Source organism: Streptomyces sp. NPDC058579 (genome assembly GCF_042718575.1).
Classification (GTDB): Bacteria; Actinomycetota; Actinomycetes; order Streptomycetales; family Streptomycetaceae; genus Streptomyces.
The window spans coordinates 456768-482687 of the sequence record NZ_JBHXPI010000002.1; the positions used below are offsets into that span (position 1 = coordinate 456768).

Sequence of the window (25920 nt, forward strand, 5' to 3'; positions counted from 1 at the left end):
AGGGAAGGACTCCCCCTGTGTTCAGCATGAAGTCGGTCGGCCGCCGTGCGGCGCGTACCACTGCCGTCGGTGCTCTCGCCGTCGCGACCTGCGCCACCCTGATGGCCGGCAGCGCCGGAGCGATTGTCAACGGGACCGATTCCACGGAGCGTTACCCGTTCATGGCATCGATCCCGGAGTCGGCGCCGAAGCACGGGCTGTACGACGGCTCCTGCGGGGCGTCGTTGATCGATCCGCGGTGGGTGCTGACGGCAGCCCACTGCGTGCGGGGCGACGGCCTCGAGCTGGACGGGATCGTCCGGATCGGCAGCGAGCGGCGGAAGTCCGGGGGAACAGTCCGGGCCATCGATCGGATCGTCGTTCACCCCGGCTACGCGAACGGCGACGGAAAGGCCGCCAACAAGGACGACATCGCGCTGGTCCGCCTCGACCGCCCGGTCACCGAGGAGCCCATCCGGATCGCCGAGCGGGTCGGGCGGCCCGGCACCCCCACCCGGATCCTGGGATTCGGCACCACCGTCGACGCCGAACTGAAGTTCGCGGAGCGGTTGCAGGAGCTCGAGACGCGGCGGGGCGCCGACAGCGAGTGTGCCCCGGGCTACGCCGGCCGGACCCGGCTGTGCACGATCAGCCGTGTGCCCGAGGCCATGGCGTGCCGCGGGGACTCCGGCGGCCCGCAGCTGCAGAAGGGCAGGCACGGGCGTTGGGAGCTCATCGGGGCCACCTCGGGTCCGGGAGCCCCAGGGGTCGCGTGCTCGGCCGGACCGGGCCTCTATACCGACGTGCCCGCCTACGCGGACTGGATCCGGAAGACCCTCAGGCGCGACGCCTGAGCTCGGAATCCGCCGGCCGGGCAACCTCCGGCCTCGTCGAGCGCTCTGTCGTAACGACATTCGCAGGCAGCACCGTTGACCCCTCATGGAGACCGTCTTTGAAGCACCACGGCAACACCATGCTCCGATCCTGCACACTCGCAGTGTCCACGGTGGCCCTCGTCCTCCCGCAGGCCCTGGCGGGGACCGCCGCGTCCGCCGCGACCCCAGGCGTTCCGGCCCAGGGGACAAAGGGCGTAGGCAGCGTCACGTACAACCTGGGTGACCAGGCCTATCGGCTGCCGGGAACCGGGGAACCGGTCGAGATCGCCGCGACCGTGCACTACCCGAAGGACCTCGGCACCACGCCGCGCCCCCTCGTCGTCCAGCTGCACGGCTTGCACGAGACCTGTGCGGACCGCTCGGCGGAGGCGGACCGCACCGCCGCCGAGAAGGCCGGCGACTGGGACGCGTACGCGGCCGCCGACAAGAAGCTGTTCAGCTGGCCCTGTGCCCCCGGCATCCGGCCCATCGCCAACGACCGGGGCTACGACTACCTCGGCGAGAAGCTGGCCCGCAACGGCTTCATCGTGGTGTCCATTCGCGCCAACGGCATCAACGCCTCGTCGGTCTCGGGCGACGAGAACGCCTCCGCGCGGGCCGACCTGATCAACAAGCACCTCGCCCTGTGGCAGCAGCTCAACGCCTCCGGTCGCGGCGGTCTCGCCGATGCCTTCCGCGACGCGGTCACGGGCAAGCCGCAACGCGTCGACTTCCGGCGCCACGTCGACCTGAACAGGGTCGGCACCATGGGGCATTCGCGCGGCGGCGCGGGCGCGACCTGGCACGCGGCGGACCGGCACAAGGACCAGTGGCCCGCCGGCGTCAAGGTCAGGTCGGTCCTGGCACTGGCGCCCGCGTACAACGTCATGACCGAGGACATGACCGCGTACGAGATCACGAAGACGCCCCTGGCCGTGATCCGCGGGACCTGCGACGGGCACGTGGGCCGTGAGGCGCTCTCCTTCGCCGCCGAAGCGACGGCGAAGAGCTCCGCCGGGTTCCAGCAGTGGGAGATGCGCGGTGCCAACCACAACTACTTCCACACCCAGTGGTCGCCGGAGAGCGGAGAGGTCGCGGCCTGGGACGACGCCGTCCACGACGCCGCCCGCCCCGGTCAGTGCACCGACCCCGGTGGCTCCCCCTACGAGCCCCAGCTGACCGAAGCCGCCCAGCGCCACGCCGGCGCGGCATACATCGACGCCTTCTTCCGGCGGTACCTCACCGACGGTAAGGGGTAGCGGCAGTCGTTGACTCCGCGCCTCCGCCTCCCCCGGACGCATCCGGGGGAGGCGGAGGCACACGTCTTCGGTAGCCGCTAGAACGTCGTCCAGGTGAAGGAGACCTGGTCGCCGTGGGAGAGCTTGAACTGGCAGCCGCCGACCGGGGTCGGGGTGCCGTTCACCGCTATGTTCCAGTAGGCCGAGCCGCCGCCGTTGACGTTCTTGATGGTGTCGACCGAGAAGTCGTCGAAGGAGGCGTACCAGGTGCCGTCCCAGGCGAAGTAGTTCCGCTTGGCGGCGTCGTCGAGGGCCGCCGTCGGGGTCGGGACCTTCGTCGGGTGGGCGTTGCCGTTGGTGCCGTCGCACTTGTGGGTGCCGCCGGTGGCCGTCGTCACGTCGTGGCCTCTCGTGGTGACCTTGCCCTTGAAGAGCAGGCCGTCGGGGCCCTGGACGGTGACGGTGACGCGCACCGGCGCGTTCGTGTACGGCGCGGAGTGGGCCTGCGCCGCGGTCGGGGCGGTCGTGAGGGCCAGGCCGAGGGCGGTGGTGGTGACGGCGGCGCGGCGGAGGAGAGTCGAACGGTGCATGGGTGTGGTGTCCTTTCGGGTCAGTGAGCGTGGGTCAGTGATCGTGGCTCTTGAAGCGGACCGGGGCCTGGAATCGGGCCTTGCGGGCGGCGCGCCGGAAGACCGTGAGGACGGCCGGGCCCGCGAGCGTGACGCAGACGAAGTTGGTGACCGCGCGGCCGGTGTCCCAGCCGAGCGAGGTCGCCAGGTCGAAGGCGATGTAGCGCTGGAACTGCTCGGTGAACGGCAGCCCCGGCAGGTACGCGATCGAGCTGTTCGGGTCCAGCGCGAACGGCCAGAACGAGAGGTTGAGGAGGAAGCCGAACAGATAGCCGGAGAGCGAGCCGTAGACCGCGAGCAGGAGGATCTCCTTGCGGCCGGTGGCCTTCGGGAGGTAGCCCGCCAGCATGCCGACGAAGGCGCAGCCGAACATCTGGTACGGCATCCAGGGGCCCACACCGCCCGTGATCAGCGCCGACGCGAACAGCGAGGTGCACCCGAGGGTGAAGCCGAAGCCGGGGCCGAACACCCGGCCCGCCAGGACCAGGATGAAGAAGACCGTCTCGATGCCTGCCGTCCCCGCGCCCAGCGGGCGGATGGCGGCGTTCACGGCCGAGAGCACGCCCAGCATCGCCAGCGCCTTGGAGTTGATGCCGCCCTCGGCGATCTCGGAGATCACCACGCTCAGGACGATCACCAGGAGCACCCCGAAGATCAGTGGCGGGGCGTAGTTCGCGCCCAGCTTGCCGGGGGCCACGAGGAACGGCCAGAAGAACGCCACGACCCCGAGGAAGGCCGCCATGGCGATGACGAGACCCGCGCGGGGGCCGATGCGGATGGCGGCGGCGTGTGTGCTCATTCGCCCGCGTCCGATTCCGCTGCGGCCAGTGCCGTCGTCAGCTGGTCGACCGTGAGGTACGGGAGCGGCGCCAGGATCTTCGCCGTCTGCGGGGCGAACACCGGTGACGCGACGATCACTTCGGCCGTCGGGCCGTCGGCGACGACGTCGCCCTCCGCCATCACGACCACCCGGTCGGCCGCGCGGGCCACGAACTCGACGTCGTGGGTGGAGATCACGACGGCGCGGCCCTCGGCCGCCAGCTCGTCGACGATCCGGATCAGCTGGTTCTTGGCCCGGTAGTCGAGACCCCGGGTGGGTTCGTCGAGCAGCAGGACCCGGGGCGCGGCGGACAGTTGGATCGCCAGGACCAGCGCGAGTTTCTGGCCCTCGGAGAGGTCGCGCGGGTGGGTCGTGTCGGGGATGCCGGGGGCCAGCCGGTCCAGGATGTCCCGGGCCGTCGCCGGGTGGCCCGACTCGGTGTCCGCCTGGTCCAGTTCCTGCTTGACCGTCTCCAGGTAGAGCAGGTCGGTCGGGGTCTGCGGGACCAGGCCGACCAGCTGCCTCGCCTCGGCGGCGGACAGCTTCCGGGGGTCCGCGGTTTCCCCGTGTCGGCGCCCGTGCTCGTGCCCGTTCGCCGCGACCTGTACCGAGCCGGCCGCGCGAGGGCCCGAGCCCTGCAGCGCCCAGAGCAGGGACGACTTGCCGGAGCCGTTGCGGCCCATGAGCGCGGTGATCTCGCCGCCCCGCAGGCTCAGGTCCACCTCGCGGACGGCGGGGACACCGTGGTACGTCACCGTGATCCCCTTCGCTGTCAGCAACTCGCCTTGATCGGCTGTCTGTTCGGAGGCAGGGGCGGGGCGTACCGGTGCCGGTGTCGTGTCGGCCAGTCGGGTGCGTAGTGGGGCCGCCGCGCGGCGGGCGTCTCGGATGGACAGGGGCAGCGGCGACCAGCCGGCGGCGCGGCCGAGTTCCACGATGGGCGGTGCGATGGACGACGTACGGAAGATGTCGGCGGGCGGACCCGAGACGACACGGCCGTCGCCGGGGAGGTGGATGACCCGGTCGGCGTACTGGACGACGCGCTCCAGGCGGTGTTCGGCGAGGAGGACGGTGACGCCCAGGTCGTGGACCAGGCGGGTGACCGCGGCCAGTACCTCCTCGGCGGCGGTCGGGTCCAGGGCCGAGGTGGGCTCGTCCAGGACCAGGACGCGCGGGTGGGCCGTGAGGACGGAGCCGATCGCGACGCGCTGCTGCTGGCCGCCGGAGAGTTCGTACAGGGCGCGGTGGCGCAGATCGGCGAGCCCCAGCAGATCGAGCGTCTCCTCGACGCGCTTGCGCATGGTGGCCGGCGGGATCGCCAACTGCTCCATGGCGTACGCGAGTTCCTCCTCGACCGTGTCGGTGACGAACCCGTCGATCGGGTCCTGGCCCACCACGCCCACGACGTCGGCGAGTTCGCGCGGCGGGTGGTCCGCCGTGTCCCGGCCGTCGACCGTGACGCGGCCGTACAGCGTGCCTCCGGTGAAGTGCGGCACGAGGCCGTTGACGGCGCCGAGGAGCGTGGACTTGCCCACGCCCGTGTGGCCCACCACGAGACACAACTCGCCCTCCTCCACATGGAGGTTCACGTCCCGCAGGACCGGACCGTCGGTGTCCTCGTAGTGGACGGTGACCTGGTCGAAGGTGATCACGTGGTTCCGGCTTCTTCCTTGGTGCGGCGCGACGCGGGGAGTGCGGGAGCTGCGGGGGAGGGCGGCGAGGACGGCCTCGTCGGCGGGGTCGGCGGCGGGGACAGGAAGCCGGCGGCGCCCGCGAGCAGGATCGCGGCGGCCGGGACCGGCGGCAGCGTCGGCCAACTGAGCGGGTAGATCGAGGGGTTGAGCTCGGCCGCGTTGAACCCGGCGTTGCTGAAGAGAAGCACCGCCGACAGCACACCGCAGCCCGCCACCGCCCATTCCGGGAAGCGCCATGGATCGGGCCGGTACGTGGTCCGGGTGACGCGACGGCCGCCGAGCCGCAGCCCGGCGAAGCAGAGCAGCGCCCCGGCCCCCATGGCCGGCAGGCCGAGCACTGTCGGAGCGGTCGCGTCGAGCAGACCGTACGCCCCCGCGCACAGTCCGCACATGCCCGCCAGCATCAGCGCGCCCGTGGCCCGGCGCGAGCGACGGGTGGCGGTGCCGGCGCGCCCGTAACCACGGGAGTCCATGGCCGCCGCGAGACGCAGCGAGCGTTCGAGGGCGTCCTCCAGGACCGGGACGACGATGCCGCGCAGCGCCCGCAGCCCCTTGGCCCGGCCGGCCCGCAACCGCCGTGCCTTGTGCACCCGTTGGACGCTCTGCACCAGTTGCGGCGCCACGCTGATGGAGACCGTGACGGCGACCCCGAGTTCGTACAGCGCACCCGGCAGCACGCGCAGCGCCCGCTTGGGATTGGCGAGGGTGTTCGCGGCGCCGATGCAGCACAGCATGCAGGCGAGCCGCAGTCCGTCGGTGGCGGCGGAGAGGAGCGCCTCCAGCGAGACGGGGCCGCCGAGTTGGATGCCCGCGTACCAGTCGGGGGTGGGGATGTGGGGCAGCGAGAAGAGGAAGTGGTCGTGGGGTGTGATGCCGGTGGCGAAGACCGCCCGGAAGACGACCCGGATCGCGACGACGGTCAGCGCGAGATACAGGTAGTACTTGAACCCGCGGGCCCAGGGCGCCTCGGTGCGCCGCGCCGTGATCACGTAGCCGAGGACGGCGAGCACGAGGAAGAGCAGCAGCGGGTTGTTGGTGCGGCTGACGGCCGTGGCGAGGGCCAGGGCCCAGATCCACCAGGCGACGGGGTGCAGGGTACGGGGCAGGCGGCGGCCGCCCGTGTCCGGTCTGGAACCGGGCACGGGCGGCGTCGCCGGGGCCGTGGTGGTGCGGGCCACGCGTTACCCCGTACGCCCACGTGCGCGCCGGGCCGCGAAGGCGGCGGCGCCGATCAGCACCACGAGACCGCCGGTGGCGATCGCGGGCAGGTACGAACCCGCGTCGTGCCGCGCGTCCGCCGCCGGAGCGGCGTCGACTACCCGCTTGCCGGAGGCCGTCGGCGTACCGGTGCCGGACGGGGTGGACCCCGGTGACGGAGGCGCGGCCGAGGCGCTCGACGTGCCGCTAGGCGTCGGACCCGTCGACGTCGACGCCGACGCCGGCGGCGTGACGGGGGTGGGCGCCGTCGTCGGTGCCTGGTCGGGCGTCCGCGTCGGGTCCGCGGGCGGCGGGGTGGGCAGGGGCTCCTCGGGGGCCGGGCCGGTGTCCGTGCCGGGCGGGACAGGCGGCGCGGTCCGGGTGTCCTGCGGGGTGGGCTTCGCGCCGCCGGTCGGCTTGGTGTTGTGCGCGCGGAGCTGATCGGGGGTGACCGTGGGACGGCCCTGGGTGCCCTCGATGTTCGTACCGCCGAAGATCCACAGGTCGACGCTGCCCGGCTTGGGCTTGTAGAGCATGGCGCCGAGCTGGCTGTACTCCCAGGTGTTCTGGCCCGGGTTGGCGTGCCAGTACGACCAGTACGCGGAGGCCGGCGGCGTCAGCACGCAGTCGTCCTGCTCCGGCGTCGGGAATTGCTTGCCGCCCTGGTGACCGCTGTAGCCGATCCGGCAGATGAAGGCGGGGCCGTCGTGACCGGTGCCGGTGGTGCGCCAGCCGCCCTGGTTGAGGAGCTCGTACCCGGTCGTGGGCGTCGTGCCGCACGAGCGAAGGATCGGGCCGCCCCAGCGGCTGAAGTCGACCGCGAGGACCGCGCCGGAGGTGGTGGTGCACCGGCCCATCGGCTGAGGGGTCGCCCCGGCAGGGCTTACAGCGGTGGCCAGGGCCGCCACCGTCAGGCCGAGGGCTGCCGTGAGCCGGGTGAGGGCGCGGGGGATGCGTGTCTTCATCGCTGGGCTCCCGTGGTGGTGCTGCGGCGCTTGCGCGCGGTGACGGTGACGAGCCAGCCGCCGGACACCAGCACGGCCGCGCCCGCGCCGAGCGCCGCCACCTGACCGCCCGTGGAGGCGAGGCCGCCGCCATCGCCGTGCGTCGAGGTGCCGGTGCCAGTGCTGGTGCCGGTGGAAGTGCCGCTGCCGCTGCCGGACGTGCCGGCGGCGCCGCCGCTCGTGGTGCTGCCTCCCCCGGACGCCTCGCCCGGGGTGATGATCACGGGCCCGGTCGACGTCGCGGACGGGGTCACCGACGGGCTCGCCGTGGGGTCGTCCGTCGGCGTGGCGGTGGGGTTGCCGGTGGGGTTGCCCGTCGGGTCGTCCGTCGGATCGTCCGTGGGGTTCCCCGTCGGCGTGGTCTTCGTCGGGGTCGGCTCGGGCTGCGGGGTCGTACCGTCCAGACTGCGGCTGAGCAGGCCGAAGGAGATGCCGGTCGTACCGCCCACCGCCTGGGTCGAGGCGCGGACGTCCGAGCCGGCCTGGCCGCCCTTGGCCACGTTGAAACCGCCGTCGGCGTTCTGCTGCGAGGCCAGGAACTTCCGCGCCTTCGCGATCGGCGCCTTGTACGCGTCGGCGTCGAGGGACATGCCCTGGACCGCGAGCGCCGCAGAGTTCACGGAGTTGCCGGAGGCGCCGGGGAAGCCGCCGTCCTCCTTCTGCTGGCCGGCCAGCCAGGCCAGCGCCTTGTCAACGGCCGCCTGCGAGGCGGCGTCCGGGAGGAGGTCGAGGGCCATGACGGCCATCGCGGTGGAGTCCACCTCGGCCTGGCTCGGCTCCCCGATCAGGCTCGGCCAGGCGCCCGACGGCTCCTGAAGGCTCTTCAGGTACGCGACGGGTTCGGCCGCCGCGGCCGCCTCGCCGGCCCGGATCTGGGCGATGACGCCCAGGGACTGGGAGAAGACGGACGTGGCGTTGGTGTAGGCGCCCTTGGCGGCGCAGGAGCGGTCCGGTGCCGGGGTCTTGGCGGGGCAGACCGCCGTGGCGAGCGCGGCGATCAGGTCCTTGCCGCCGAAGGCGCGCGGGTCGCGGCCGACGGTCTCGGCCAGGAGCGCCGCCTTGCCGATGGAGCCGCCGCCCGCGTACTTGGTACCGATCTTGGTCCAGTCGTGCACGGTCCGGCCGGTGCCGTCCTTGCCGCCCTTGTCCAGGAAGTCGACGATCGCGCGCAGGGCCGCGTTGTCCTCGCCCGTGGCGGCGAGGGCGTACGCGCCGTCGATCGTCAGGCCGAAGTCGGCGAAGCCGCTGCCGGGGGCGTTCTCGTAGTAGCGGCCCTGGAGGAGGCGGGCGGGGCCGGTGAGGTACGCCGTGCCCTTCCGCAGGTCCGGCCCGTCACCCGGCGCGGGGGTGGGCGTGGGAGTGGGTGTCGGCGTCGGAGTGGGCGTCGGGGTCGGCGTAGGCGTGGGTGTCGGAGTAGGCGTAGGCGTCGCCGTCTTCGTCGTCACCGCCACCAAGTCCGTCTTCGCCCCCGCGATCGCCGCCGATGCCGTCGCGAAGAGCAGCGGGTCGGTCGCGCCTTCCTCGAAGGCGAAGGCCCCGTCCGGCAGTTGCTGCCGGGAGAGCCACGAGACGCCCGCGTCCGCCTGGGCGGTGTCGCCGAAGGCGCGCAGGGCCTGGGCCGCCCAGGCGGTGGGGTGCGCGCTGCCGACGGTCATGTACGAGGCCGCGGGCCAGCCGCCCGTCGGGAGCTGGGACTTCTTCAGCCACTCCCGGCCCTTGGCGACCGTCGCGTCGTGACCGCCCGCCAGCTTCAGGGCCAGCGTGATCAGTCCGGTCGAACTGGCGTCGCTGTCGCACCAGTCACCGGCCCTGATGAAGATCGTGCTGAACCCGCCGTCCTCGCACTGGAGGACCGTGAGCCGGCTGACCGCGTCGGCCGGGGGCGTCACCCCGCCGTTGAGCAGGGCGATGACGGCAAGCGCCTGGCCCTCGGACTGGAAGGCGGTCCGGAAGTCGCCCTTGGTGAAGCAGCCCGGCACCGGTTCGGGCGCCTCCAGGCCGCTGGGGCAGACGTACGTCATGAGGTCGCCGAGCAGGTCGTGACCGCCGAAGTCGCGCGGGTCGAGCCCGGTCGCCTCGGCGACGAGCGCGAGGCGGGCCGCCGCGGTGGCGTCAGGGGCCTGGTCGGTGCCGTTCGGGTAGGCGTACGCGTCTGTCTGCGCGGGAGTGGCCAGGAACGCCGCGGCCTTGCGCGCGACCGGGCTCTCCCGGTCGGCCGCCGCGAGCGCGAGGGCGGCCTCGGCGGTGAGCATGTGGTTCGCGGTCTCGGCGCCCTCGTCGACGACCCGTTCGCCGTCCGTGAGGCGCCCGTTGATCCACCCGGTGGCGGCGGCCACGTCCACGTCACCCGGCGGAACGGGCGGGTTCGTCGTCTCGGTGGGCTCCGGAGTCGTGCCCCCGCCGGCCCGGACGTCGTCGGGGGTGAAGGTGGGCCGGCCGGTGGTGCCGCCGACGTCGGTGCCGCCGTAGACCCAGGCGTCCACGTCACCCGGCTTCAGCGTGCGGGCCATCGCGCCGAGCGGGCTGTACGACCAGTTCTTCTGGCCCGGGGAGGCGATCCAGTACGACCAGTACGCGGTCGCCTGTGGCGTGAGGACGCACGCCTCCTTGTCCGGGGTGGGGTACTCCGTACCGGAGTTGAAGGGTCCGTACCCGATCCGGCAGATGAACGCCGGGCCGTCGTGCTCGGTGCCCTTCGTGGTGAACCCGGCGTCCCGGAGGAGTTCGTAGCCGGTGGAGGGGCTGGTGTCGCAGCCGCGTTCCACGGTGCCGCCGAAGGGGCCGAAGTCCACGGCCACGACAGCGCCGGTGGTGGCCGTGCAGTCCTCGATCGGGTCGGCGCTCGCGGAGTTCGGCAGCGAGAGGAAGCCCACGGCGGCGGCGAGAGCCAGGAGGAACGCCGTCACCAACGACAGGGGCCGTCGACCGGACCCCGTCCATCGTCTCGCCCGCTGTGCGGTCACCACCGTGGCCCCTCGTCCCTGCCGGACGGCTGCGCACGTGGCGGTACGCCCCGGTGCGCAGGCACCAAGGGGCGGTGTCGACCACGCCGTAGTCCGCGACGGCGTTCCTCGCTCAACTGACTTTCACCCCAGGCAATCCGGCTCGCCCGGGATGTGAGCCGGGCCTACGGTTGCGGGTCAGCGCCGGAATTCGACCGGCTTCCCCTGGAGCTGAGTGCTTATCAGCCGGAATGGAACACGGATTCGGGCGGGCCGTCAAGGTGGCGTGGCTCTCATCGGCAGCCCTGGAGGACCGCGTCGCCCGTCCCCCTCCGAGGGTCGCTGGCGCACTGCTGACCCCTGGGGTAGCGTCCAGGGCTGCCACATGGGGGAACCCGGTGAGAAGCCGGGGCTGACGCGCAGCGGTATGGGACGGCCGAGACCGGTTCCCGAGCCCGAATGCCCATGGGGCGAGCAAGTTCAGGAAGTCGACCACGCGTTCCGGACGGCGGCCCCCGGCGAATCCCGTTCCCCGGCCGTGCCCACGCACGGCGCGGTACGGCTCCGGGACCGGTCGGCGTCCCCCGACCCAGGAGCAGTCCATGCCCCGTCCCCGCTCGCAGCGCCGTCTCGCGCTCGCCCTGCCCGCCGCGCTCGGCGCCTTCGCGCTGACCACCCTGCCCGCCTTCGCGACCTCGAGCCCCGCACAGATCGCCACCTCCAAGACGAACGGTGTGGCGTATCTCAAGTCCCTGCAGGCCGCGGACGGTTCGTACGCCGGCTCCGGACTGTCCAACGAGTGGGCGTTCAGCGCGTTCGCCGCCGCCGGTACGGCCGTCGTCGACGTCGCGCCGGGCGGTGACACGACGAAGAACGCGAGAACCGTCTACCGCAATCTGCTGTCCACGTCCGGCTGGCCCTCGGCCACGCCGGTCGTCACCGACTACGAGCGCGGCACCCTCAACGCGTACGCCGCCGGCATCGACCCGGCCCGGGTCTCCGCCTCCCGCAACCTCATAGCGAACGTCTACGGCTACTGGCAGACGGCCGAGCCGGGCTACTTCGGACCCTCGGGCAACTTCAACGGGACCGTCTTCGCGGCTCTCGCACTCGGCGGCGCCAAGACGCAGGCGGGCACCGCCCGCGTCCCCCAGGCGCTGACCGACTCGCTCGTGACCCGCATCCGGGCCAACCAACACGTGGACGGCGGCTGGACGTTCAGCAAGGCCGAGGGCAACCCCACCGCGCTCAACCAGCCCGGCGACATCGACATGACCGGGGCCGCGATGGCCGCGCTGTGCGTGTCGGGCGTCCCGAACACCGACCCGGACATCGTGCAGGCGAAGAACTTCCTGAAGTCCAAGCTCGTCCTCAACTCCGGTGCGTTCACCTCCCTCTACGGGGTGAACACCAACTCCAACGGCTGGGGCGTCTCGGGCCTGAACGCCTGCGGCATCAACCCGCAGACGGGCGACTTCCTCACCTCCGCGGGCAAGACGCCGGTGGACTTCCTCATCGCCAACCAGTTCAACCCGGGCGGCGGCTTCAAGTACAAGCCCGCCGACACCACTCCGTCCGCGTACTCCTCCATCGACGCGCTGCGCGCCGTCGCAGGCGGCGGCTTCACGGCGGCCCCGCCCGTCCCCGTCACCCCGGGCGCGCCGCAGTGGGTCGCGCAGTCCTCGTTCACCGCGGGTACGGCCACCAAGCTGGCCCTCACGGTCGACGACGGGGCGGGGAGCCTGAAGGTGTGCTCGGTCTCCCTCACGCCCACCGGGGCGACGACCACGCTCGGCGCCGTGCTCGATGCGGCGATCGGCGCCGCCGCTCCGGCCGGCTGCGTCACGAGCGTGACGCCCTCGGCGGGCAGCGGCACCATCACCGCCGTCAACGGCAAGGCCAACGGCGGGGGCAGCACCTGGAAGGTGAGCGTCGACGGCTCCGCCTTCGCGGGCGCCGACCGCGCCAAGGTGATCAACGTGGGCGACACGATCGCCCTGCGCTGGGGCGTCTGAGGTTCCATGAACGGCCTGGGGCCCGGGAGTTCTCCTCCCGGGCCCCAGCCGGCCATCAGCCCTACTGTGTGTCCGTCGGCTCCTCGAACGCCCGGAGCAGCCGCTCCGCGGCCGTGGTCGCCGTCAACACGCCGTCCCTCAGCTGCCGTTCGACGTCGGGTGCCACCGCGCGGACGGAAGGGTGGGCGTGCAGGCGGCCGAGCAGCTCGTCCCTGACCATCGTCCAGGCCCAGTCGACCTGCTGGTCCCTGCGCCGGGCGGCGAGCCGGCCGGTCGAGTCGAGCAGGGTGCGGTGCTGTTCGAGCCGGTGCCAGACGGTGTCGAGCCCCGTCGACTCGCGGGCGCTGCAGTGCAGGACCGGTGGCGTCCACGCGGCGTCCGCGGCGTGCATCAGCCGGAGCGCGCCCGACAGTTCGCGGGCGGCGGCGCGGGCGTCGCGTTCGTGCGGCCCGTCCGCCTTGTTGACGGCGATCACGTCGGCCAGCTCCAGGACGCCCTTCTTGATGCCCTGCAGCTGGTCGCCCGTCCGCGCCAGGGTGAGCAGCAGGAACGAGTCGACCATCTCGGCCACGGCGGTCTCGGACTGACCGACACCGACGGTCTCGACGAGGACCACGTCGTAACCCGCGGCCTCCATCACGATGATCGACTCGCGCGTCGCCTTGGCGACCCCGCCCAGCGTCCCCGCCGTGGGCGAGGGCCGGACGAAGGCCGCCGGATCCACGGCGAGGCGTTCCATCCGCGTCTTGTCGCCGAGGATGGAGCCGCCGGTCCGGCTGGACGACGGGTCGACGGCGAGCACCGCGACCCGGTGACCGGCGGCGGTCAGCATCGTGCCGAAGGTGTCGATGAACGTCGACTTGCCGACGCCCGGCACACCGCTGATCCCGATCCTTCGCGCCCGGCCGCTGTGCGGCAGCAGCTGGGTCAGCAACTGCTGGGCAAGGACCCGGTGTTGGGGGCGGGTGGACTCGACGAGCGTGATCGCGCGCGCCACGACGGCACGCTTCCCGTCGAGCACCCCCTTCACATACGCGTCGAGGTCGATCACAGCTCGTGCCCGAGGCCGTCCGACAGTCGTCGTACCAGGTCGTGGGCCGCGTCCGGGATCACCGTGCCGGGCGGGAAGACGGCGGCCGCGCCCATCTCCAGGAGCGTCGGCACGTCCTGGGGCGGGATCACCCCGCCGACCACGATCATGATGTCCTCGCGGCCCTCCGCCGCGAGCTCCTCCCGCAGCGCCGGTACGAGCGTGAGGTGACCGGCCGCCAGCGAGGACACTCCGACGATGTGCACGTCCGCCTCGACGGCCTGCCGGGCGACCTCGCCGGGGGTCTGGAACAGCGGGCCGACGTCCACGTCGAAGCCCAGGTCGGCGAAGGCGGTGGCGATCACCTTCTGGCCGCGGTCGTGGCCGTCCTGGCCCATCTTGGCGACCAGGATGCGCGGCCGGCGGCCCTCGGCCTCCGCGAAGGCGTCGACCAGGGTGCGGGTGCGTTCGACGGAAGGGGACTGCCCGGCTTCGTTGCGGTACACACCGGAGATCGTACGGATCTGGCTCGCGTGCCGCCCGTACACCTTCTCCAGGGCGTCCGAGATCTCACCGACCGTCGCCTTGGCGCGTGCCGCCCGTACGGCCAGCTCAAGCAGGTTGCCCTCGCCGCCCGCCGCCCGGGTGAGCGCGTCGAGCGCGTCCTGGCACACGGTCTCGTCCCGTTCCTCGCGCAGCCGCCGCAACTTGGCGATCTGCTGGGCGCGTACGGAGGAGTTGTCGACCTTGAGCACGTCGATCTGCTCGTCGGAGTCCACCCGGTACTTGTTGACGCCGATCACGGGCTGGCGCCCGGAGTCGATGCGCGCCTGGGTCCTGGCCGCGGCCTCCTCGACGCGCAGCTTCGGGATGCCGGCGTCGATGGCCTGCGCCATGCCGCCCGCGCGCTCGACCTCCTGGATGTGCTTCCAGGCACGGCGGGCCAGGTCGTACGTCAGCTTCTCGACGTACGCGCTGCCGCCCCAGGGGTCGATGGCCCGGGTCGTGCCGGACTCCTGCTGGATGAGCAGCTGGGTGTTGCGGGCGATCCGCGCCGAGAAGTCGGTGGGCAGCGCGAGCGCCTCGTCGAGGGCGTTGGTGTGCAGCGACTGGGTGTGGCCCTGGGTGGCCGCCATCGCCTCGACGCAGGTCCGCGTCACGTTGTTGAAGACGTCCTGGGCGGTCAGGGACCAGCCCGAGGTCTGCGAATGGGTGCGCAGGGACAGGGACTTGACGTTCTGCGGCTCGAACTGCTTGACCAGCTTGGCCCAGAGCAGGCGGGCCGCCCGCATCTTGGCGATCTCCATGAAGAAGTTCATGCCGATGGCCCAGAAGAAGGAGAGCCGGGGCGCGAACGCGTCGACGTCCAGGCCCGCTTCGCGCCCCGCCCGGATGTACTCGACGCCGTCGGCGAGGGTGTACGCGAGCTCCAGGTCGGCCGTCGCGCCCGCCTCCTGGATGTGGTAGCCCGAGATGGAGATCGAGTTGTAGCGGGGCATCCGCTGCGAGGTGAAGGCGAAGATGTCGGAGATGATCCGCATCGACGGCTTCGGCGGGTAGATGTAGGTGTTGCGGACCATGAACTCCTTGAGGATGTCGTTCTGGATGGTCCCGGCCAACTTCTCGGGCGGTACGCCCTGTTCCTCCGCCGCGACGATGTACAGCGCGAGCACGGGCAGCACCGCGCCGTTCATCGTCATCGACACCGTCATCTTGTCCAGCGGGATGCCGTCGAAGAGCTGGCGCATGTCGTAGATCGAGTCGATCGCCACGCCCGCCATGCCGACGTCACCGGTCACGCGCGGGTGGTCGCTGTCGTAACCCCGGTGCGTGGGCAGGTCGAAGGCGACCGAGAGCCCCTTCTGACCGGCCGCCAGATTGCGCCGGTAGAAGGCGTTGGACTCCTCGGCCGTGGAGAAGCCGGCGTACTGACGGATCGTCCAGGGCTGGTTGACGTACATCGTCGGGTACGGGCCCCGCAGGTACGGCGCCATGCCCGGGTACGTCCCCAGGAAGTCGAGGCCCTCCAGGTCCTGGCCGGTGTACAGCGGCTTGACCGCGATGCCCTCCGGGGTCTCCCAGAGCAGGTCGTCACCGCCGGCGGCCTTCTTCACGGCGGTGCGCCATTCGTCGGCGCTTCCGTCGGCGGCCGGGGTACCCAGCTCGATCCCGGAGAAGTCGGGGACGGACATCAGGACACTCCCATCCGGTCAAGGGTGGCGACGAGCACGGCGACCGTGTCGCAGCCCGCGAAGACATAGCTGTCGACACCCGCGTACTGCGCGGGCCGGCCGGCGAGGAGCACATGCCCCGCGCCTTCGGCCCGCAGTTCGCGCGCGCGTTCCTCCGCCTGCTCCTCGTAGAGCGCGTCGCTGGAGCAGAGGCACGCCTCGCTCGCCCCGCTCTCCTCGAAGGTGCCCTCGGCGACGGCCTCGATGCCGCCCGCCTGGAAGAGGTTGGCGGCGAACGTGGCGCGTGCCGTGTGCGCGGCGGCGGGGCCGAGCGTGGCGAGGTAGATCCGCGGCCGGGCGCCGGTCGCGGCGAGGTGCGCGTCGGAACGGGCGCGCAGCGCCTCGAACGCGTCGTCGCGACGGACCCGCGGGAGCCCGCCGGACGGCGGCTCGGGCGCGGGCTCGCGGACGACGGGCTTCTCGGCGAGGTTCGGGAACTCGCTGACGCCGGTGACGGGTTCGCGGCGCTTGGCGAGCTTCGCGCTGCGGGCCGACCAGGTCTCGGCGAGCCGGTCCCCGATCAACCCGGAGCGCAGCGCGGCGGCCTGGCCGCCCGCGCTCTCGACGGTCTGGAAGAACTCCCAGCCCGCGTGGGCGAGTTCGTCCGTCAGGCGCTCCACGTACCAGGAGCCGCCCGCCGGGTCGATGACCCGTGCGAGGTGCGACTCCTCGACGAGGATGGTCGAGGTGTTGCGGGCGATGCGCCGCGCGAACGCGTCCGGCAGGCCGAGCGCGTGGTCGAACGGAAGGACGGTGACGGATTCGGCGCCGCCCACGCCCGCGGCCAGCGTGGCCACGGTGGTGCGGAGCATGTTCACCCAGGGGTCGCGGCGGGACATCATCACGGGAGAGGTCACCGCGTGCTGCCGCTGTGCGCCCGCACCGCTCGCCCCGCTGACCTCGGCCACCCGGGCCCAGAGCCTGCGCGCGGCACGCAACTTGGCGATCGTGAGGAACTGGTCGGCGGTGGCCGCGTAGCGGAACTCCAGCTGCCCGAGGGCCTGTTCGACGGAGAGTCCGGCTTCCGTGAGCTGCCGCAGGTACGCGACGCCGGTCGCGAGGGCGCACCCCAGCTCCTGCGCGGCCGAGCCGCCGGCCTCGTGGTACGGCAGCGCGTCCACGGTCAGCGCCCGCAGGCCCGGGTACTCCTCGGCGCAGCGCAGGGCGAGCCCGACGGCGGGGGAGGGGTCGTAGGGCCGGCCGGTGCGGGCCTCCAGGCCGAGGGGGTCGGCGCCCAGGTTGCCGCGCGCGGCCTCCGGGGCGACGCCCCGCTCCTCGTACAGTCCGAGCAGCTCGCGCGCGGCCTCCTCCACGTCCTGCCCCGCGTCGAGGACGACGGGCGCGAGGTCGAGGTAGACGCCGTCGAGGGTCCGGCCGAGGCTCCCCAGGGGGATGCCGCCCTCGCCGACGACCAGCCAGAGCGAGGTGACGCCGTTCTCCAGGTCGGCGAGGACCGTCCCGGTGTCGGCGGTGGTGTGCCGCTGGCGCACGTCCCAGCCGCCGACCGTGTTCCCCTCGGCGCGCCCGGATCGTACGAAGGGCGCGAAGCCGGGCAGGCCGGGCTCGGGGGCGGTGTCCTCGGCGGCATAGAGGGGACGGACGCGGAGCGCGTCCTCCAGGGCGGTGGACAGGGCGTCCTCGGCCGCCGGGCCCTCGACGTCCTTGCCCGACTTGCGCAGCACCCCGGCTACCAGGTGCTGCCACTGTTCACGGGACGCGTCGGGGAATTCGGCGGCGAGGGCGAGCCCGTCGTCGGGAAGGACTGTCATGCTCGGATGTTAGGACAGCTCGCTCAGATGACAGCAGTGCACACCGCTGTGACCTTGCCCTCTCCGAGCAGGTCTTGAAGCTCCGGGCGACTCCGCTCTACTAAGGGATGCCGCAGGTTCACCCGGCCGGGGGTGGATTTACTAGGACGTCCAACTATATAGTCGCGGCGAAGGCCCGCGGTGCAGGGAAGCCGGTGTGATTCCGGCGCGGTCCCGCCACTGTGACCGGGGAGTACGCCGTCGAGCAGCACGCCACTGACGAGTGATGTCGGGAAGGCGGACGGCGCGCGCTGATCCGGGAGTCAGGATACCGGCCGCGGGATGTTCCGTGTTGTCCACGAGGATGGAGCTGACACGCATGGCACCGGTGCGCCCGCACACTCCCCGCGGATCCGGCCGACGGGCACCCGCCCGTCGAGGACCCCGTCGAGTAGGACCCCACCACCACACGACCGTCAGGACCTGACGGCGCCTCGCCATTCGCGCTCTCGCGCCGTAGGCGACCACCACCCCGCGATGAATCACGCCCACCGGCGTTCGCGGTCGTGGCGGTCCTCCGGCGCGCCATCCGGATCACCTGACGAGAGCAGGCACTCATGGTCCGCGCACAAGACACCACCCCCGTCCGCGAGTTGACCCACTTCATCGGCGGCAGGCACACCCCGGGAACCTCGGGCGCCTACGGCGACGTGTACGACCCCAACACCGGCGAGGTCCAGGCCCGCGTGCCCCTCGCGAACCGGGCCGAGACCGAGGCGGCCATCGCCGACGCCGCCCGGGCGCAGCGTGACTGGGCCGCCTGGAACCCGCAGCGCCGCGCACGCGTCCTCCTGCGCTTCCTCCAGCTCGTCGAGCAGGAGAAGGACGACCTGGCCCGGCTGCTCTCCTCCGAGCACGGCAAGACCGTCGCCGACGCCCACGGAGACCTCCAACGCGGCCTGGAGGTCGTGGAGTTCGCCGCCGGCATCCCGCACCTGCTCAAGGGAGAGTTCACCGACAACGCCGGGACCGGCATCGACGTCCATTCGCTGCGCTCCCCGCTCGGCGTCGTCGCCGGCATCACCCCGTTCAACTTCCCCGCGATGATCCCGCTCTGGAAGGCCGCCCCCGCCCTGGCCTGCGGAAACGCCTTCATCCTCAAGCCCTCGGAGCGCGACCCCTCCGTACCGCTGCGGCTCGCCGAGCTCTTCCTGGAGGCGGGGCTGCCCGCGGGCGTCCTGAACGTCGTCAACGGCGGCAAGGACGCCGTCGACACCCTCCTCGACGATCCCCGCGTCGCCGCCCTCGGCTTCGTCGGTTCCACCCCCGTCGCCGCGCACGTCTACGCCACCGCCGCCGCCCACGGCAAGCGCGCCCAGTGCTTCGGCGGCGCCAAGAACCACATGATCGTGATGCCGGACGCCGACCTCGACCAGGCCGTGGACGCCCTCATCGGCGCCGGCTACGGCTCGGCCGGCGAGCGGTGCATGGCCGTCTCGGTGGCCGTCCCCGTCGGCGAGGACACCGCCGACGCCCTCGTCGCCCGGCTGAAGGAGCGCATCGGCGAGCTGAGGATCGGCCGCAGCGACGACGCGGACGCCGACTTCGGTCCGATGGTCGGCCCGGACGCCGTCGACCGGGTCCGTAAGTACATCGGCATCGGGGTCGAGGAGGGCGCCGAACTCGTCGTCGACGGACGCGACTTCGTCCTCCCCGGGCACGAGGGCGGCTTCTTCGCCGGGGCCTCCCTCTTCGACCGGGTCACCCCTGACATGCGCGTGTACCAGGAGGAGATCTTCGGCCCCGTGCTCTGCGTGGTCCGCGCCGCCGACTACGAGGAGGCCCTGCGGCTGCCCAGCGAGCACCTCTACGGCAACGGCGTGGCGATCTTCACGCGCGACGGCGACACCGCCCGCGACTTCACCCGGCGCGTCGACACCGGCATGGTCGGCGTCAACGTGCCCATCCCGGTGCCGGTGGCGTACCACACCTTCGGCGGCTGGAAGCGGTCCGGCTTCGGCGACCTGAACCAGCACGGACCGGACGCCATCCGCTTCTACACCCGCACCAAGACCGTGACCTCGCGCTGGCCCGCCGGGCTCCGCGACGGCGCGAGCTTCACCCTCCCCACGATGGGCTGAGCGACCATGACCACGACCCTGCTCACCGAGGACCAGCGGGCCCTGGTCGAGACCACCCTCGACTTCGCCCAGGACCACCTCGCCCCGCACGCCCTTGACTGGGACCGCGACAAGCACTTCCCCGTCGACGTCCTGCGCAAGGCCGCCGGACTCGGACTCGGTGGCGTCTACGTCCGCGAGGAGTCCGGCGGCTCCGGCCTCACCCGCTCCGACGGCGTCCTCGTCTTCGAGACCCTCGCCTCCGGCTGCCCGTCCATCGCGGGCTACCTCTCCATCCACAACATGGTCGCCTGGATGGTCGACCACTACGGCGACGACGCCCAGCGCCGCCGGTGGCTCCCGCGCCTGTGCGCCATGGACGACCTGGCCAGCTACTGCCTGACCGAGCCCGGCGCCGGATCGGACGCCGCCGCGCTCACCACCCGCGCCGTGCGCGACGGCGACCACTGGGTGCTCACCGGCGTCAAGCAGTTCATCTCCGGGGCGGGCGCCTCCCAGCTGTACCTGGTGATGGCCCGCACCGGGGGCGAGGGCGCCGACGGGATCTCCGCGTTCCTCGTCGACAAGGACGACCCCGGGCTCTCCTTCGGGCCCGACGAGCGGAAGATGGGCTGGAACGCCCAGCCCACCCGCCAGGTCGTCCTGGACGCCGTCCGCGTCCCCGCCGACCGACTCCTCGGGGTCGAGGGCCAGGGCTTCCGCATCGCCATGAACGGCTTGAACGGCGGCCGGCTCGGCATCGCCGCCTGCTCCCTCGGCGGGGCGCGCAGCGCCCTCGACCGCAGCCTCACGCACCTCGCCGACCGGCAGGCGTTCGGGCGGCGGCTCCTCGACGCCCAGGCCCTCCGCTTCCGCCTCGCCGACATGGCGACCGAGCTCACCGCGGCCCGCGCCCTGGTCCAGCAGGCCGCCCACGCCCTCGACCGCGGCGACCCCCGGGCGCCGGAGCTGTGCGCGATGGCCAAGCGGTTCGCCACCGACACCGGCTACTCCGTGGCCGACCGGGCGCTCCAGCTGCACGGCGGCTACGGCTACCTCAGCGAGTACGGCATCGAGAAGATCGTCCGCGACCTGCGGGTCCACCAGATCCTGGAAGGAACCAACGAGATCATGCGCGTCATCGTGGCCCGCGGACTGACGGAGGCCTTCGAATGACCTCGACGGCCGCCAGGACCTCCCCGGCCTCCCCGGACGACACGTATGTACTGCTCCACACCACCGGCCGCATCGGCCACATCACCCTCAACCGCCCCCAAGCCCTCAACGCCCTCACACACCCCATGGTGCGGCGGATCGACGAGGCCCTCACCGCCTGGGAGCACGACCCGGCCGTCGAGACCGTCGTCATCAGCGGCGCCGGGGAGCGCGGGCTCTGCGCGGGCGGCGACATCCGCGCCATCCACGAGGACGCCCGCACCGGCGGCCGGGCCTCCGCCGACTTCTGGCGCGACGAGTACCGGCTCAACGCCAGGATCGCCCGCTACCCCAAGCCGTACGTCGCCCTCATGGACGGCATCGTCATGGGCGGCGGCGTCGGGATCTCCGCGCACGGCAGCGTCCGGATCGTCACCGAGCGCTCCCGGATCGCCATGCCCGAGACCGGCATCGGCTTCGTCCCCGACGTCGGCGGCACCTATCTGCTCGCGCTCGCCCCCGGCGAACTCGGCACCCACCTCGCGCTGACCGGCGCGCCGGTGGGCGCCGCCGACGCCCTGCTGTGCGGCCTCGCCGACCACCACGTACCGTCCGCCGCGCTCGGCGCCCTCGTCGCCGACCTGGCCGAGCTGCCCGTACGGGACGCCCTCGCCCGTCATGTGCGGCCCGCGCCGCCCGGGGTGCTCGCCGGGCGCCGGGAGTGGATCGACGCCTGCTACGCCGCCGACACCGTCGAGGAGATCGTCCGACGGCTCCTCGGCCACGGGAGCCCGGAGGCGAAGGAGGCCGCCGAGACGCTGCTCGCGAAGTCCCCGACCTCGCTCAAGGTGACCCTGGCCGCCCTGCGCAGGGCCCGGCACCTCGGCCCGCTGGAGCGGGTCCTCGACCAGGAGTACCGGATCTCCTGCGCGGCCCTGACAGGACCCGACCTGGTGGAGGGCATCCGCGCCCAGGTCGTCGACAAGGACCGTGCCCCGCGCTGGCGCCCGGCCACCCTCGCCGAGGTCACCGACGCCGACGTCCAGCGTTTCTTCGCCCCGCTCGGCGAGCTGCCCGAACTGGGGCTCGCCGGACCCGAACCCACCCCGGAGGTGGCCTGGTGAGCCGTACCGTCGCGTTCATCGGACTCGGACACATGGGCGGCCCCATGGCCGCCAACCTCGTGAAGGCCGGCCATCGCGTCCTCGGCCACGACCTCGACGCCGACGCCCTGGCCTCCGCCGCCCGGGCGGGCGTGGAGCCCGCTGCATCCGCCGCCGAGGCGGTCTCCGGCGCGGACGTCGTCGTCACCATGCTGCCGGCCGGCCGCCACGTCCTCGGGCTGTACGACGGCGTCCTCGCCGCCGCCCGCCCCGGCACCCTGTTCGTCGACTGCTCGACCATCGACGTGGCCGACGCCCGTACCGCCCACGAACGGGCGAAGGCGGCCGGTCTGCGGGCCCTGGACGCCCCGGTCTCTGGCGGCGTGGTCGGCGCGGAGGCCGCCACGCTGACGTTCATGGCCGGCGGGGGCGAGGAGGAGTTCACCGAGGCCCGCCCGCTCCTCGACGCCATGGGGAAGAAGGCCGTCCACTGCGGCGGACCGGGCGCGGGGCAGGCCGCCAAGATCTGCAACAACATGATCCTCGGCGTCTCCATGATCGCCGTCAGCGAGGCGTTCGTCCTCGGCGAGAGCCTCGGCCTCTCCCACCAGGCGCTGTACGACGTGGCCTCCACGGCCTCCGGGCAGTGCTGGGCGCTCAGCGTCAACTGCCCGGTCCCCGGCCCCGTTCCGACCAGCCCGGCCAACCGGGAGTACGCGCCCGGCTTCGCAGCCTCCCTGATGGCCAAGGACCTGGGCCTGGCCGCCAACGCCGCCCGAGCCGGAGGCGTCCACGCCGAACTCGGCCTTCGTGCGGCCGAGTTGTACGCAACGTACGCCGAACGCGCCGGAGCCACCGAGGACTTCTCCGGCATCGTCCGCACCATCAGGAAGAACGACGGAGGACAGGCATGACCGCCGTAGAGGCGCAGGAGTACGAGGCCATCCTGGTCGAACGCAAGGGCCGCACCGCCCTCGTGACCCTCAACCGTCCCGGCGCCCTCAACGCGCTGAACCTCCAGGTCATGAACGAGGTCGTGGCCGCCACCGAGGCCCTCGACAGGGACCCGGAGTGCGGCTGCGTCGTCATCACCGGCTCGGCCAAGGCCTTCGCCGCCGGGGCCGACATCAAGGAGATGCGGCCCCAGGGCTACCTGGACATGTACCTCTCGGACTGGTTCGCCGCCTGGGACCGGCTCGCACAGCTGCGCACCCCGACCGTCGCCGCCGTCTCCGGGTACGCCCTCGGTGGCGGCTGCGAACTCGCCATGCTCTGCGACGTCCTGCTCGCCGCCGACACCGCCGTCTTCGGCCAGCCGGAGATCAAGCTGGGCGTCATCCCGGGAATCGGCGGCTCCCAGCGGCTGACCCGCGCGGTCGGCAAGGCCAAGGCCATGGAGATGTGCCTCACCGGCCGCACCATGGACGCGGCCGAGGCCGAGCGCGCGGGCCTCGTCTCCCGGGTCCTCCCGGCCGACGAACTGCTCCCCGAGGCCCTCGCCGTCGCCGAGACGATCGCCGGGATGTCGCTGCCGGTCGCGATGATGGCCAAGGAGGCGGTGGCCAGGGCCTTCGAGACCACGCTCACCGAGGGCGTGCGCTTCGAACGGCGGCTGTTCCACGCGGTGTTCGCCACCGCCGACCAGAAGGAGGGCATGGCCGCCTTCGTCGACAAGCGACCGCCGGAGTTCCGCCACCACTGATACGGGACCGCCCGAGGGACGGGCCGGGGCACGCGCACGTGCCCCGGCCCGCTAGGGAGCCCTACGACGCCGGCAGCTCGCCCCGTACCGTGCGCGCCGCCGCGACCAGGTTCTCCAGCGAGGCGCGGGTCTCCGGCCAGCCCCGGGTCTTCAGGCCGCAGTCGGGGTTGACCCAGAGCCGCTCGGCGGGAATGGCCTTCAGCCCCGTACGGAGCAGGTCGGCGGCCTCCTCGGCGCTCGGGACGCGCGGGGAGTGGATGTCGTACACACCGGGACCGGCCTCGCGCGGGTAGCTGTGCGCGGCCAGCTCGCGGGCGACCTGCATGTGCGAACGGGCTGCCTCCAGGCTGATCACGTCCGCGTCCAGGTCGTCGATGGCCTGCACGATGTCACCGAACTCCGCGTAGCACATGTGCGTGTGGATCTGCGTGTCCGGCCGGACCCCGCTGGTGGAGAGCCGGAACGCCTCCGTCGCCCACGCCAGGTACGCGGCGTGGTCGGCGGCGCGCAGCGGCAGGGTCTCCCGCAGTGCGGGCTCGTCCACCTGGACGACCGAAGTGCCCGCCGCCTCCAGGTCGTTCACCTCGTCGCGCAGGGCGAGCGCGACCTGCCGGGCGGTCTCGCCGAGCGGCTGGTCGTCCCGCACGAAGGACCAGGCGAGCATCGTGACCGGTCCCGTCAGCATGCCCTTCACCGGGCGGTGGGTCAGGGACTGCGCGTACGTCGTCCAGCGCACCGTCATCGGCGCGGGGCGCGAGATGTCGCCGGCCAGGATCGGCGGCCGGACGTACCGGGTGCCGTACGACTGCACCCAGCCGTGCTGTGTGGCGAGGTACCCGGTCAGCTGCTCGGCGAAGTACTGGACCATGTCGTTGCGTTCGGGCTCGCCGTGCACCAGGACGTCCAGGCCCGCCTTCTCCTGGAAGGCGATCACCTCCTGGACCTCCGCCTTGACCCGCTCCTCGTAACCGGCCGTGTCGATCCGGCCCGCGCGCAGGTCGGCGCGGGCGGTGCGCAGTTCGGCGGTCTGCGGGAAGGAACCGATCGTGGTCGTCGGCAGCAGCGGAAGCCCGAGGTGGGCGTGCTGGGCGGCGGCCCGCTCGGCGTACGGCTGGGAGCGTCGGGTGTCGGCGTCGGAGACCGCGCCGGTACGGGCGCGCACGGCCGGGTCGCGGGTGAGCGGGGACTCCGCGCGGGAGGTCAGGTCGGCCCGGTTGGCGGCCAGTTCGGCGGCGATCGCGGAGGTGCCGTGGGACAGGCCCTTGGCCAGCGTGACGACCTCGGCGGTCTTCTGGCGTGCGAAGGCGAGCCAGCGCAGGATCTGCGGGTCGATGTCCCGCTCGGCGGCGGCGTCGAGGGGGACGTGCAGCAGGGAGCAGGAGGCCGCGACGTCGACCCGGTCGGCGAGACCGAGCAGGGTGCCGAGGGTCGTGAGGGACTTCGCCAGATCGTTGACCCAGATGTTGCGGCCGTCGACCACGCCGGCGACCAGGCGCTTGCCCGGCAGCCCGCCCACGCCCGCGAGGGCCTCCAGATTGGCGGCGGCAGAGCCGGTGAAGTCCAGCGCGAGCCCCTCGACCGGCGCCTTGGCGAGCACGGGCAGGGCCTCGCCGAGCCGGTCGAAGTACGAGGCGACCAGCAGCTTCGGCCGGTCCGTGCGGCCACCGAGCTCGCGGTAGACGCGGGTGGCGGCGTTCAGCTCGGCCGGGGTGCGGTCCTGGACCAGGGCGGGCTCGTCGACCTGCACCCACTCGGCGCCCGCGGCCCGCAGGTCGGCGAGGACCTCGGCGTACACCGGCAGCAGCCGGTCGAGGAGCGTCAGCGGGTCGAAGTCCGCGGCCACCCCGGGCGCGGGCTTGGCGAGGAGCAGATAGGTCACGGGTCCGACGATGACCGGACGGGCCGTCAGGCCGAGGGAGAGGGCCTCCGTCAGCTCGGCGACCTGCTTGGCGGAGTCGGCCGTGAAGACCGTGTCCGGACCCAACTCGGGGACCAGATAGTGGTAGTTGGTGTCGAACCACTTGGTCATCTCCAGCGGCGCGACGTCCTGCGTACCGCGCGCCATGGCGAAGTAGCCGTCGAGAGCGTCGGCGGAGACGGCTTCCCGGTGCCGCGCGGGGATCGCGCCGACCATGACGGTGGTGTCCAGGACGTGGTCGTAGAGGGAGAAGTCGCCGGTCGGCACCTCGTGGACGCCCGCCTCGGCGAGCCGGCTCCAGTGGGCGCGGCGCAGTTCGGCGGCGGTGGTCCGGAGGGCGTCGGCGGTGACGCGGCCCTTCCAGTACCCCTCGATCGCCTTCTTCAGTTCCCGGTGCTGCCCCTGACGGGGGTAGCCGTACACGGTGGCCCGTGCTGCCGCGGCTGCGGGCTTGGTGGTCACGGAGATCTCCTTCGCGAGATGAATCCCTGAGATCCCGGCGACGGGACGAGAACGCGAA

General features: G+C 72.6%; 18 protein-coding genes and 3 riboswitches. Of the genes, 8 read left to right on the forward strand and 10 right to left on the reverse strand.

The annotated features are described in order from the left end of the window. Window positions 1–17: 17 nt before the first annotated feature. Together ACFWRO_RS04940 and ACFWRO_RS04945 are read left to right on the forward strand one after the other, a co-directional pair. Entirely contained in the window at window positions 18–833 is an 816-nt protein-coding gene (locus ACFWRO_RS04940) for a S1 family peptidase (protein WP_384504356.1), read from the forward strand. Between the two features lie 143 nt (window positions 834–976). Next, window positions 977–2113: an alpha/beta hydrolase gene (locus tag ACFWRO_RS04945; protein WP_384504357.1), complete on the forward strand. Its 1137-nt coding sequence runs from the start codon at window positions 977–979 to the stop codon at window positions 2111–2113. A gap of 77 nt (window positions 2114–2190) precedes the next feature. On the opposite strand, the gene ACFWRO_RS04950 is transcribed toward ACFWRO_RS04945, so the two are convergent. Genes ACFWRO_RS04950 through ACFWRO_RS04975 form a run of 6 tightly spaced genes read right to left on the reverse strand, consistent with a single transcriptional unit; the run spans window position 2191 to window position 10342 of the window. Continuing rightward, window positions 2191–2682: a DUF4430 domain-containing protein gene (locus ACFWRO_RS04950; protein ID WP_384504358.1), complete on the reverse strand. Its 492-nt coding sequence runs from the start codon at window positions 2680–2682 to the stop codon at window positions 2191–2193. A gap of 34 nt (window positions 2683–2716) precedes the next feature. After that, complete coding sequence (locus ACFWRO_RS04955) at window positions 2717–3520, reverse strand: ECF transporter S component (protein ID WP_384504360.1); 804 nt, start codon at window positions 3518–3520, stop codon at window positions 2717–2719. After that, a complete protein-coding gene (locus ACFWRO_RS04960; protein ID WP_384504361.1) occupies window positions 3517–5193 on the reverse strand; it encodes an ABC transporter ATP-binding protein in 1677 nt (558 codons plus the stop codon). Before ACFWRO_RS04960 ends, ACFWRO_RS04955 begins: the two co-directional genes overlap by 4 nt. Next, window positions 5190–6413: an energy-coupling factor transporter transmembrane component T gene (locus ACFWRO_RS04965; RefSeq protein WP_384504363.1), complete on the reverse strand. Its 1224-nt coding sequence runs from the start codon at window positions 6411–6413 to the stop codon at window positions 5190–5192. Before ACFWRO_RS04965 ends, ACFWRO_RS04960 begins: the two co-directional genes overlap by 4 nt. A 3-nt stretch (window positions 6414–6416) precedes the next feature. After that, window positions 6417–7397, reverse strand: a complete 981-nt coding sequence (locus tag ACFWRO_RS04970) for a hypothetical protein (protein ID WP_384504364.1) — start codon at window positions 7395–7397, stop codon at window positions 6417–6419. Beyond that, complete coding sequence (locus tag ACFWRO_RS04975) at window positions 7394–10342, reverse strand: prenyltransferase/squalene oxidase repeat-containing protein (protein WP_384504365.1); 2949 nt, start codon at window positions 10340–10342, stop codon at window positions 7394–7396. The genes ACFWRO_RS04970 and ACFWRO_RS04975 overlap by 4 nt, the downstream gene beginning before the upstream one ends. A gap of 166 nt (window positions 10343–10508) precedes the next feature. Next, a riboswitch (cobalamin riboswitch) is annotated at window positions 10509–10647 on the reverse strand. A gap of 119 nt (window positions 10648–10766) precedes the next feature. Then, window positions 10767–10843: riboswitch (cobalamin riboswitch) on the forward strand. Window positions 10844–10980: 137 nt separating this feature from the next. Between ACFWRO_RS04975 and ACFWRO_RS04980 the strand changes: the two genes are divergently transcribed. After that, window positions 10981–12393 (forward strand): hypothetical protein, encoded by a 1413-nt coding sequence (locus tag ACFWRO_RS04980; protein ID WP_384504367.1) that lies wholly within the window; start codon window positions 10981–10983, stop codon window positions 12391–12393. 61 nt (window positions 12394–12454) lie between these two features. On the opposite strand, the gene meaB is transcribed toward ACFWRO_RS04980, so the two are convergent. The 3 genes from meaB to ACFWRO_RS04995 are packed head-to-tail and all read right to left on the reverse strand — an operon-like array spanning window position 12455 to window position 17423. After that, complete coding sequence (gene meaB, locus ACFWRO_RS04985; RefSeq protein ID WP_384504369.1) at window positions 12455–13444, reverse strand: methylmalonyl Co-A mutase-associated GTPase MeaB; 990 nt, start codon at window positions 13442–13444, stop codon at window positions 12455–12457. Continuing rightward, a complete protein-coding gene (scpA, locus tag ACFWRO_RS04990; protein WP_384504371.1) occupies window positions 13441–15615 on the reverse strand; it encodes a methylmalonyl-CoA mutase in 2175 nt (724 codons plus the stop codon). The genes meaB and scpA overlap by 4 nt, the downstream gene beginning before the upstream one ends. Continuing rightward, window positions 15615–17423 (reverse strand): methylmalonyl-CoA mutase family protein, encoded by a 1809-nt coding sequence (locus ACFWRO_RS04995; RefSeq protein WP_384504373.1) that lies wholly within the window; start codon window positions 17421–17423, stop codon window positions 15615–15617. Before ACFWRO_RS04995 ends, scpA begins: the two co-directional genes overlap by 1 nt. A gap of 148 nt (window positions 17424–17571) precedes the next feature. Next, a riboswitch (cobalamin riboswitch) is annotated at window positions 17572–17757 on the forward strand. A gap of 262 nt (window positions 17758–18019) precedes the next feature. Between ACFWRO_RS04995 and ACFWRO_RS05000 the strand changes: the two genes are divergently transcribed. Genes ACFWRO_RS05000 through ACFWRO_RS05020 form a run of 5 tightly spaced genes read left to right on the forward strand, consistent with a single transcriptional unit; the run spans window position 18020 to window position 23482 of the window. Further along, the gene (locus ACFWRO_RS05000) at window positions 18020–19543 is read left to right on the forward strand and encodes a CoA-acylating methylmalonate-semialdehyde dehydrogenase (RefSeq protein WP_384504375.1); all 1524 of its coding nucleotides are present in this window, start codon (window positions 18020–18022) and stop codon (window positions 19541–19543) included. Window positions 19544–19549: 6 nt separating this feature from the next. Further along, on the forward strand, window positions 19550–20698 hold the full coding sequence (locus ACFWRO_RS05005) for an acyl-CoA dehydrogenase family protein (RefSeq protein WP_384504377.1): 1149 nt from the start codon (window positions 19550–19552) through the stop codon (window positions 20696–20698). Next, entirely contained in the window at window positions 20695–21801 is a 1107-nt protein-coding gene (locus ACFWRO_RS05010) for an enoyl-CoA hydratase/isomerase family protein (RefSeq protein ID WP_384504379.1), read from the forward strand. Before ACFWRO_RS05005 ends, ACFWRO_RS05010 begins: the two co-directional genes overlap by 4 nt. Further along, the gene (mmsB, locus tag ACFWRO_RS05015) at window positions 21798–22694 is read left to right on the forward strand and encodes a 3-hydroxyisobutyrate dehydrogenase (protein ID WP_384504381.1); all 897 of its coding nucleotides are present in this window, start codon (window positions 21798–21800) and stop codon (window positions 22692–22694) included. The genes ACFWRO_RS05010 and mmsB overlap by 4 nt, the downstream gene beginning before the upstream one ends. Continuing rightward, entirely contained in the window at window positions 22691–23482 is a 792-nt protein-coding gene (locus tag ACFWRO_RS05020) for an enoyl-CoA hydratase (protein WP_384504382.1), read from the forward strand. Before mmsB ends, ACFWRO_RS05020 begins: the two co-directional genes overlap by 4 nt. A gap of 61 nt (window positions 23483–23543) precedes the next feature. Here the strand turns inward: ACFWRO_RS05020 and metE are convergent, their stop codons facing one another. After that, the gene (metE, locus tag ACFWRO_RS05025) at window positions 23544–25862 is read right to left on the reverse strand and encodes a 5-methyltetrahydropteroyltriglutamate--homocysteine S-methyltransferase (RefSeq protein WP_384504384.1); all 2319 of its coding nucleotides are present in this window, start codon (window positions 25860–25862) and stop codon (window positions 23544–23546) included. Window positions 25863–25920: the final 58 nt, after the last annotated feature.